General features: G+C 39.1%; 3 protein-coding genes and 1 riboswitch. All 3 genes read left to right on the top strand.

Features of this window, described 5'->3' with window-relative positions; genetic code table 11:
* A partial coding sequence (locus Q0F90_RS07640; RefSeq protein WP_296004450.1) for a SulP family inorganic anion transporter occupies positions 1 to 1,503 on the top strand: 1,503 nt, incomplete at its 5' end.
* 44 nt (positions 1,504 to 1,547) lie between these two features.
* Positions 1,548 to 1,648, top strand: a riboswitch (SAM riboswitch).
* Between the two features lie 49 nt (positions 1,649 to 1,697).
* Complete coding sequence (metK, locus tag Q0F90_RS07635; RefSeq protein ID WP_296004448.1) at positions 1,698 to 2,888, top strand: methionine adenosyltransferase; 1,191 nt, start codon at positions 1,698 to 1,700, stop codon at positions 2,886 to 2,888.
* Between the two features lie 63 nt (positions 2,889 to 2,951).
* Positions 2,952 to 4,406: primosomal protein N' (priA, locus tag Q0F90_RS07630; protein WP_296004446.1), on the top strand; the 1,455-nt coding region annotated here is incomplete at its 3' end.

Raw genomic sequence — 4,406 nt, 5'->3', positions numbered from 1 at the left:
ATCATTGCAGGTATCTTTGTATCTTTGTTTGGAGGATCACCCGTACAGATAGCAGGCCCTACAGGAGCCTTTATAGTCTTATTAAGCAGTATTGTTGTCAATTATGGTTTTGACGGCTTGCAAATTGCAACCATGATGGCAGGCGTTATGCTTATCTTAATGAGTGTTGCTAAATTAGGTACTGTTATTAGATTTATACCAACCCCTGTTATTATGGGCTTTACGGCAGGTATTGGTGTTACCATTTGGGTAGGTCAATGGCCATATTTCTTTGGATTCCCTCAGTTGCCGTATATGCCTCATTTTCATGAAAAATTATGGGCTATGATTCAGTCATTGCCGTATTCTGATGTACCAACCTTAGGGATTGCGTTACTGAGCTTAACGCTATTATTGGTTTTGCCGAAAATTCCTTATATTAAAAAAGTGCCGGCTCCAATTGTAGCAATGATTGCAGCAACGATCATACAAGCTGTTTATCAGTTTCCTACGGTTTTGACTATAGGTAGTGCTTTTGGTGGTATTCCTCAAGGTTTACCTACATTTTCCGTGCCGCACTTTGATTTTGATAAAATATTAATATTGATTGGTCCAGCTTTTACAATTGCTATGCTAGGCGCCATTGAGTCTTTATTGTCTGCAGTGGTGGCAGATGGTATGAGTGGTACCAAGCATGAGTCTAATACTGAGCTATTTGGACAAGGGTTAGCTAATATTTTTGCTCCTTTGTTTGGAGGCATTGCATCTACAGGTGCAATTGCTCGAACGGCCACAAATATTAGACAAGGTGGTAATTCTCCAATAGCAGGCATTGTTCACGCCATTACATTAGGTGCTATCTTATTATTTTTAGCTCCTTATGCTGTTTATATTCCATTAGCATCTATGGCAGCTATATTGTTTGTAGTATCTTACAATATGAGTGATGCACCTCGATTTATAGGAATGCTCATCCTAGCACCTAGACCCGATCAGATGATTTTGTTGCTTACATTTTTCTTAACCATATTTACAGATTTGGTAGTTGCTGTGAATGTTGGTGTAGTCCTTGCTGTATTGCAGTTTATGCGCAAAATGGTTAATACCATCGATGTCCATGAAGCAAGTTGTGCTGAATTATCTGAACAAATTAAGCACGAAATTACACTTCATCCTGACATTATGGTATATACCGTAGAAGGGCCTCTATTCTTTGGTGCGATCAGCGCATTTGATAGAGCCTTAAGTTCTATACATAGAGATCCAAAATATTTAATTATTCGTTTTGTAAAAGTGCCCTTTGTAGATTTGACGGGATTACGTATTCTACGAGGCATTATAGAAGAACTTCAAAAGAGAGACATTGAAGTTTTGCTTAGCGATGTGAGTTACGATATTCGTAGAGAAATGTATAAATCTGACTTCTTAGATATTCTAGGTCGTCACCATATGTATCGCCTGTTTGAAAGTGCCCTTCATAAAGCTGAACATGATTTAGTCTTGAAAGAAGGGAAAGAAGTATAATAATGACTTGCTTTCTCACTGTAAATACACTATAATATTTCTGTAACTCATCAAGAGTAGCGGAGGGATAGGCCCTGTGAAGCTACAGCAACCATTCCAAGGGGAAAAGGTGCTAATTCCTATGACAAAAGTCGTTAGATGGGAGGGTCTCTCATGAGTACATGAGAGGCTTTTTTTCGTATTAGGAGGATAAAATGGCTGAAAAACATATGTTTTTTACTTCTGAATCTGTTACTGAAGGCCATCCAGATAAAATAGCTGACCAAATTTCTGATGCTGTTTTGGATGCGATTATTGAAAAGGATCCAACTGCTCGTGTAGCTTGTGAAACTTTAGTTACTACTGGTCTAGTTCATGTAGTAGGTGAAATTTCTACTCACACTTATGTAGATATCCCTCGCATCGTACGTGATACAGTTCGTGAAATTGGTTATACACGTGCAAAATTCGGTTTTGACTGTGATACTTGTGGCGTACTTGTATCCATCGATGAACAGTCTGCTGATATCGCTATGGGCGTTGATGAAGCGCTTGAATCTAAAGAAGGTAATGGTGAAGCACTTGATAAAATCGGTGCTGGTGACCAAGGTATGATGTTTGGTTATGCATCTAATGAAACACCTGAGCTTATGCCTTTACCAATTTCTTTGGCTCACCGCTTGTCTCGTCGTCTTGCGGAAGTTCGTAAAGATGATACATTAACTTACTTGCGTCCAGATGGTAAAACTCAAGTTACTGTAGAATATGTTGATGGTAAACCTAAACGTATTGATACAATCGTTATTTCCACACAACATAGCCCTGAAGTAACTCAAGAACAAATTAAAACTGATTTGAAACGCTACGTTATCGATGCAGCGTTACCTGCAGAATTTGTTGATGAAAATACTAAATACTTCATCAATCCAACTGGTCGTTTCGTAATAGGTGGCCCTCATGGTGATGCTGGCCTAACTGGTCGTAAAATCATCGTAGATACTTACGGCGGTATGGCTCGTCATGGTGGTGGTGCTTTCTCTGGTAAAGATCCATCTAAAGTAGACCGTTCTGCAGCATATGCAGCTCGTTATGTAGCTAAAAATGTTGTAGCAGCAGGTCTTGCTGATAAATGTGAAGTACAAGTTGCTTACGCTATTGGCGTTGCGCATCCTGTATCTGTTTTGGTAGATACGTTTGGTACAGGTCGCATTGAGGAAAGTAAAATTCAAGAACTCGTTAAGAAACATTTCGACCTTCGTCCAGCAGGTATCATTGAAATGCTTGATTTGTTAAAACCTCATTACCGCAAAACTGCAGCGTATGGTCACTTTGGTAGAACTGATGTAGATTTACCTTGGGAACGTACAGATAAAGCGGAAATTTTAAAACAAGAAGCTGGCTTATAATACAAAAGGTCTTAGTAGAATTTCTACTGAGACCTTTTATAGTAAATGAAAGGATATGAGTCAATGCGCGTAGCACAAGTTATTATTAACAGACCTGCCAAACAACTTCATAAACCATTGAGTTATTTAATGCCCGAAAAGTTTGGTAATGTCTTACCTGGTACGCGCGTACTCATTCCATTAGGGCATAGTCGTGAAGAAGGGATACTCATTGGTTACGAAGAATTAGCTGAGCCACCTGAGTTCACGTTACGAAATATAGTACAAGTATTAGATAGTGAGCCTTGGTTCACACCAGAAATGATGGATACAGCGCGACGTTTAAATGAGTATTATCTATTTTCTTATGGTGATGCACTTCGATTATTTACTGTAAATAAAACATTGAAATCCTACGAGGCGCCAAAAGAAGAATGGCTTGTCGTCATGCCAGACTTTTCCATAGATCAATTTAGTGAACGGAAAAAGAAACAACGGGAATTAGCGAAATACTTGCTTGAAGTAGGTGGCGCGTCTAAAGCACTATTATTAGCTAAAGGCTTTTCGCGTATGGTCATAAAGCAAGTAAGTGAAGCAAAAGGAATTACTATTGAATCACGTTTTAAAGCCACAAAAACGACTTTTGACGAGCTTTTAACGGAAGAGGTGAACATTCCCCTTACGGAAGCACAACAAGCCGTATATGAGCCTATACAAGAGACAATGCATAATCATGAGCATAAAACCTTCTTACTTCATGGTGTAACCGGTAGCGGAAAGACTCAATTATATTTACGGGCTACAGCAAAATGCATTTGTCAAGATAAGACTGCAATTATCTTGGTACCTGAAATTATATTGACCGATCAAATTGTGCGCCGATTTGTGGAAACCTTTGGCGATGAAGTTGTAGTATTCCATAGTAAATTGACGGTACAACAACGTAATAATAACTGGGAACGGTTGCGTCGTAAGGATAGTCATATTATTATTGGTGCTCGATCAGCAGTTTTTGCTCCAGCAGAGGATATTGGTCTTATAGTAGTCGATGAAGAACATGATACATCTTATAAGCAAGAGGATATGGTTCGTTATCATGCCCGCAACGTTGCCTTATGGCGTGGTGAAGCGCATAGCTGTCCTGTGATTTTAGGTTCTGCCACACCAGCTATTACTTCTTACTATAAAGCTAAGCAAGGTGAGTATCATTTGCTCGAGTTACCTCATCGTATTTTTGAACAACCGATGCCAAAGGTAACTATTGTTGACATGAAGGAAGAAATTCTTCATGGTAATTATTCTGTTTTTTCTGATGCTATGAGTAGCTTGATTCAGAAAACATTGAATGAACATAATCAAATGATTATCCTTTTGAACAGACGTGGTTATAGTACCTTTGTGATGTGTCGCGATTGTGGGGAAACTATTATGTGCCCTCATTGTGACGTAGCTATGGTATATCATCAAGCGGGTGAGGAATTGCGCTGTCACTATTGTGAACATCACGAACCGATTCCTACGGTTTGTCCAAAGTGTAAT

Origin of the sequence: uncultured Veillonella sp. (assembly GCF_934190855.1) — a bacterium.
Classification (GTDB): Bacteria; Bacillota; Negativicutes; order Veillonellales; family Veillonellaceae; genus Veillonella.
This window is presented reverse-complemented; position numbering and strand designations above follow the sequence as displayed.